The 5,818-nt window shown below is 69.5% G+C and carries 3 protein-coding genes and 1 pseudogene; all 4 read left to right on the top strand.

Annotated features, from left to right (window positions below; translation table 11 throughout):
• Positions 1-1,344, top strand: a 1,344-nt coding sequence (locus NBX02_RS13070; RefSeq protein WP_250291526.1) for an FAD-binding oxidoreductase, incomplete at its 5' end; no start/stop codon positions are given.
• A 52-nt stretch (positions 1,345-1,396) separates the two neighbouring features.
• Positions 1,397-2,731: an acyl-CoA dehydrogenase family protein gene (locus NBX02_RS13065; protein ID WP_250291524.1), complete on the top strand. Its 1,335-nt coding sequence runs from the start codon at positions 1,397-1,399 to the stop codon at positions 2,729-2,731.
• Between the two features lie 227 nt (positions 2,732-2,958).
• Positions 2,959-4,566 carry an ABC transporter substrate-binding protein gene (locus NBX02_RS13060; protein WP_250291522.1) on the top strand — a complete coding sequence of 536 codons (1,608 nt, stop codon included), beginning with the start codon at positions 2,959-2,961 and terminating at the stop codon, positions 4,564-4,566.
• A 418-nt stretch (positions 4,567-4,984) separates the two neighbouring features.
• Positions 4,985-5,750, top strand: a pseudogene (locus NBX02_RS13055) (SDR family NAD(P)-dependent oxidoreductase).
• The last annotated feature ends 68 nt before the right edge of the window (positions 5,751-5,818 follow it).

Raw genomic sequence — 5,818 nt, 5'->3', positions numbered from 1 at the left:
GGCCTGCGCGGCCTGGTCGACGGCCGCCTGCGGCTGCCGGGCGACGCCGGCTTCACCGCGGCGAGCCGGCCGTTCAACGAGCGCTACCAGCACGTCCGGCCCGCCGCGGCGCTGACGGTGGCGAACGCCGCCGACGTCGGCCGGGCGATCGGCTGGGCCCGCGAGCACGGCACGCCGTTCACCGTCCGGGGCGGCGGGCACAGCTACACGGGCAGCTCGGTCGGCACCGGGCTGGTGCTCGACCTGCGCGCGCTGGACGAGGTGCGGGTCGACCCGTCGAGCGGGCTGGTCACCGTCGGCGGCGGCGCCCGGATGAAGGCGATCTACGCCGCGCTGCGCCCGCACGGCCTGGCGTTCCCGCTGGGCAACTCCGACGACGTCGGGATCGGCGGGCTGGTGCTCGGCGGCGGTGTCGCGGCGGTGTCACGCGCGTTCGGCCTGACCTGTGACGCGCTGGTGCGCACCGACGTCGTCCTCGCCGACGGCACGACGCTGGCCTGTAGCGAGGCCGAGAACGCCGACCTGTTCTGGGCCTGCCGCGGGGGCGGCGGTGGGAACTTCGGGGTGAACACCTCCTTCACCTTCCAGGCCCGGTCGGTGCCGCCCGTCAGCTCCACCTGCCTGCTGCTGTGGTCCTGGGAGCATGCGCCCGAGGTGCTGAGCACCGCGCAGGAGATCATGCGGCGCGCGCCGGAGGAGTTCGCCGCCCGGATCGGCGTGAGCCGCGCGCCAGGCCAGGACGGCGTGGTCTCGATGATCGGGCAGCACCTCGGCCCGGCCGTGGAGCTGCGGGAGCTGCTCACACCCGCGCTGGCGGCCGCCACGCCGTACCGGGCGGACGTCGCCGACCGGACCTACTGGGAGGCCGCGGACTACCTGCACCACACCACCTCGGGCGGCGCGTTCGCGGTACGCACCCGGTGCGTGCCGGAGCCGCTGCCCGAGGAGGGCGTGGCGGCCCTGCTGGCGGCCCTGGAGAAGTGGCCGGGGAGCGGCAACCCGGACGGCGCCGGGGCCGCCCTGTTCACCTGGGGCGGCGCGATCAGCCGGGTGCCGGTGGCCGGCAGCGCGTTCCCGCACCGGGACGCGCTGTTCCTGATCAGCATGGACGCCTCGTGGAGCACCGGCGATCCCGCCGCGGTGCGGCGGGACAACCTGGAGTGGCTGACCGGCCTGCACCGGGAGATGGGCGCGTTCGCCTCCGACGCGGCCTACGTCAACTTTCCCGACCCTGATCTTCCTGACTGGCGGTCGGCCTACTACGGCCCGAACCTGGCGCGGCTGAGCGAGGTCAAACGCCGCTACGACCCCGACCGCGTCTTCCGCTCCGCCCAGGGGATCTAGGTCCTCGCCCAGCTGACCCAGCGCGCCCACCGCATCCAAGGGGAGCGATCACATGACCGAGACACAGACCCACCGCGAGCCCGCCGCGGCCGGCCCCGGCTCCGCCGGCCCTATCAGCCCTATCAGCCCTATCAGCCCTATCAGCCCTGCCGGCTCTGTCAGCCCTGCCGGCCCTGCCGGCCGGGTCAGCCCCGCCGGCCCTGCCGCGCAGGGGCCGCCCCAGACCGGCAAGGAGATTCTCGAGCGCGCCCGGGCGGCCGCCCCGCTGCTGCGGGAGCGCTCCGAGGAGATCGAGCGCGCTCGGCGGCTGCCCCCGGACGTGGTGGAGACACTGCGTGCCACCGGGGTGTTCCGGATGGGCTTCGGGCGCCGGTGGGGTGGCCCTGAGCTCACCTCCGCGGAACAGACCGAGGTCATCGAGGCGCTGTCCTACGGCGACGCGTCCGCCGGCTGGTGCGCGATGATCGGTTCGGACACCGGGCTCTACGCCGCGTTCCTGGACGAGCCGGTGGCCAGGGAGATGTTCCCCAGCCTGGACATGATCACGGCTGGGCTGCTGTTCCCGACCGGGCACGCCGAGCGCGTCCCCGGCGGTTACCGGCTCACCGGCCGCTGGCAGTTCGGCAGCGGTATCACCCACAGCGACTGGGTGATCTCCGGGGCGTTCATCTACCGCGACGGCCAGCCGGAGCCGGGCCCGGACGGGGATCCGCACGACTCGCGGCTGATGATGGTGCCGCGCGAGCAGGTCGAGATCGTCGACACCTGGCACACCACCGGTCTGGCCGGCAGCGGAAGCTGCGACTACGTGATCACGGACGTGTTCGTCCCCGAGGAGCACACCCTCGTCTTCGGGGCCGTGCGCAACGGCACCGGCGCGCTCGCCCAGCCGGAGGTGCACATGCGCAACATGCCCGGCGTGCCGCTGGGCATCGCGCGCGCCGCGCTCGACCATGCCCGCGAGACCGTCGCCGGCCGGGCGCGCCCGTCGGGCGCCGCCGCGGCCGACGACTACCGCGTGCAGGTCGTCATCGCCGGCTGCGAGGCAGACTTCGTCGCCACCCGCAACGGGGTGTACGGCAGCATGCGGCGCCAGCACGACGTCCTGGCCGCCGGGGGCACCTTCGACGATCTCACCCCGGACGAGCGGGCCGCGCTGCCGCTGTCGCGCCTGCACGCCTTCCGAACGGCGCGGTCGATCGTGAGCCGGCTCTACGACCTGCTGCAGACCAGCTCGATCTACCGGCCGTCCCCGCTGGACCGGTGGCTGCGCGACACGAACACGATGTGCCAGCACATCGTCGCTCAGGACCGCATCCTGCAGTCGGCCGGTGCCCACCTGCTGGGCGGGCGGCCCGGCTTCCCGCTCTGCCTCGGCATTGTGTGACGTTCCCGAAGGCAGTACCCCGTCCGTGACCATGTGATTCGACATTCGTGTTGTCGGCGCGTTTCTCACGGATGGGCCGACGAAGGACCAGGTGTTCGGACCGGCCGCGGACGGTGGCCGCCCGCGGTCCCGTCGAACACGACTTCGGCGTCATCGACGTCATCGACGTCATCATTGTGAATGGAAAAAACATGCGACCATTTCGATTTCGATCCGCCGTCTGCTCCGTGGCAGTGCTCACCGTGCTGCTCGGCGCGTGTGGCACGAGCACCGGGAGCGGTACGGGAAATACGAGCGGCACCGGCCCGGGCGGGCAGTCGGTCATCAGTTACAGCCTGACCGAACCGGAGAACCCGCTGATCCCCGGCGACACGACGGAGGTCGGCGGCATCGGGGTGCTCGGCGCACTGTTCAAGGGCCTCGTGGAGTACGACGCGAAAACGGCCGCGCCGCGTAACGCCGTCGCCGAGTCCATCCAGACCACGGACGCAAAGGTCTATACAATCAGACTGAAGCCCGGGTGGACCTTCCATGACGGCACGCCGGTCACGGCCAGGAGCTTCGTCGACGCCTGGAACTACACCGCCTACTCCCCGAACAGGATGCAGGGCGCGAACTACTTCTCGCATGTCGAGGGTTTCAGCAAGGTGAACAACACGACGCCGGACGGCGGGCAGCCGGACGCCCTGCCGCCCGCGAAGGAGCTGCCAGGCCTGAAGGTCGTCGACGACAGCACCTTCGTCGTGACCCTGTCCGCGCCGTTCTCCACGTTCGCCACCCAGCTCGGCTACGCGGCCTTCTTCCCCCTGCCGGCGAGTTTCTTCGCCGACCGAAAGGCCTACGAGGGCCATCCGGTCGGCAACGGCCCGTTCCGGTTCGTTTCGCACACGAAGGGGAAGAACCTCGTCGTGCGGCGCTACGACAACTATGCCGGCGAGAAACCGCACATCGACGGCGTGGACTTCCGTTTCTACGCGAACCTCGACGACGCCTACGCGGACGTGCTGGCGAACAGACTCGACTATCTCTCGTTCACGCCGTGGTCGTCGACGGTCAACGACAGGATCAAGACTGATCTCCCGGACTCCCGTCGCGTCTCCTACAGGTACCTCGGATACCAGGCGATCGCTTTTCCCCTCTATGACAGGCGTTTTGCCGACGCGAGGCTGCGGCAGGCCGTCTCGATGTCCATCGACCGGGTCGACCTGATCAAGAAGGTCTTCAACGGCGCTCGGACGCCGGCCGACGGCCTGGTGGCGCCGAACGTGCAGGGCCACCTCGACAACCAGTGCGGGGAGCTGTGCACCTACCAGCCCGAGAAGGCCAGGAAACTGTTCGAGGAGACCGGGTTCCAGGGGCCGGTCGTGCTGACCTCCAACGTCGACTCCGCCAATCAGCAGTGGATGGAGGTGACGTGCGCGTCGATCCAGCGGACGCTCGGTCGGGAGTGCAGGTTCGAGCCGGTACCGACGCTCGGTGAGTTCCGCAGGAAGCTCGACGACAGGACGATAGGCGCGATCTACCGCACTGCCTGGGTGGCCGACTACCCGTCGATCGAGAACTTCCTCAACCCGCTGTTCAGGACCGGCGGCTCGTCCAACGTCGGCCAGTACTCCAGCCCCGCCGTCGACGCGCTGCTCACCCGGGCCGACGGGGCGCCGTCGCAGCAGGAGGGCGAGAAGCTCTACCAGCAGGCCGAACGGCTCGTGCTGCAGGACATGCCGACGGTCCCGATCTGGTACCAGAGCGCCACGGCCGCCTGGTCCGCTCGGCTGCGCAACGTCGTCCCCACCCAGTTCCGTGAACTGGACCTGCGCAGCGTCACGGTCTCCTGAATCCCGTTTCTCCAGAATCATTCTCTCGCAACCGCCGAACGCGCCGGTCAGGTAACCATACGTATCCCCCCGGACGATGGCACGCTTCGATGGACGCCGGCCACCGGAGAAGATCGGCGCAATTTTGTCGTTGTGTACGCTTTTGCGGCCAAAAAGCGTACACAACGACAAACTCTCCTGGATCATGGCCTGTGCGGGTGGTCGTGGATGGGATCCGCGCTACTTGACCGGCGCTCTGGAAATCTCCCCCCGGCACCCGGCGTATGCGGCGGTGACGGTCACGCAATTTCGCTGGACGTGTCACCTGCCGGCGGGGCAGGATGGCCGCGTGCCGAGACCATCTCGTTACGCCGAGCGTGTCAACACGTGAAACGTACGCTTAAGGCGTACTCAAGTACGCTTTCGTACTATTTCTCCCATGGGACTTCTCGCAGACAAAGTGATTATCGTTGCGGGCGCCAGTCGGGGCATCGGCGCCGCGGCGGCCCGGCTGTTCGCTGAGGAGGGCGCCCGGGTCGTCCTGGGGGCGCGCAGCAGCGACGAGCTCGCGAAACTGGCCGGCCAGCTGACCGCTGACGGCTTCGACGCAGTCGCCGTGACCGTCGACCTCAGCACGTCGGCCGGGGCGGAGTCACTCGTCCAGGCGGCGCTGGAACGGCATGGAAGACTGAACGGGGCATATCTCAACGCGGCCACCGGGGACGAGCTCGGTAGGAGGCTGACCGAGATCACCGAGGACTCCTGGGACACCGTGCAGGGCCTGACGCTGCGTGGCACCTGGCTGAATCTCCGCGCCCAGATACCCGAACTGGCGAAGGCCGGTGGCGGTGCGATCGTGATCGCGGGCAGCGTGGCCGGACTGGTCGCAGGGATCGGAGACTCGTCCTATCAGGCGGCGAAGGCCGGTGTCACCGGACTCGCGTGCGGCGGCCCAGGAGTACGCGGCACAGGGAGTTCGGGTGAACGTCGTCGCCCCCGGCGCCATTCTGACCGATGGCGTGGCCGCCACGTTCGCGCAGTATCCGCAGTTGCGTGACCGCTTTGAGAACCACACCCCGCTCGGCCGCCCCGGCACGCCGAACGAGGTCGCCGAAACGGTGGCCTGGCTGCTCAGCGACCGATCCTCCTACATCACCGGAGTCACGCTCCCTGTCGACGGCGGCCTGTCGGCGACGAGGTTCTAGCGATATCTAGCGATATCTAGCGGTAGTTTCCTGGATCGATGCCGGGCGAATGGTCCGGTATCGTCGGG

It is taken from the genome of Protofrankia sp. CiP1_Cm_nod1 (assembly GCF_920888515.1).
Classification (GTDB): domain Bacteria; phylum Actinomycetota; class Actinomycetes; order Frankiales; family Frankiaceae; genus Protofrankia.
This window is presented reverse-complemented; position numbering and strand designations above follow the sequence as displayed.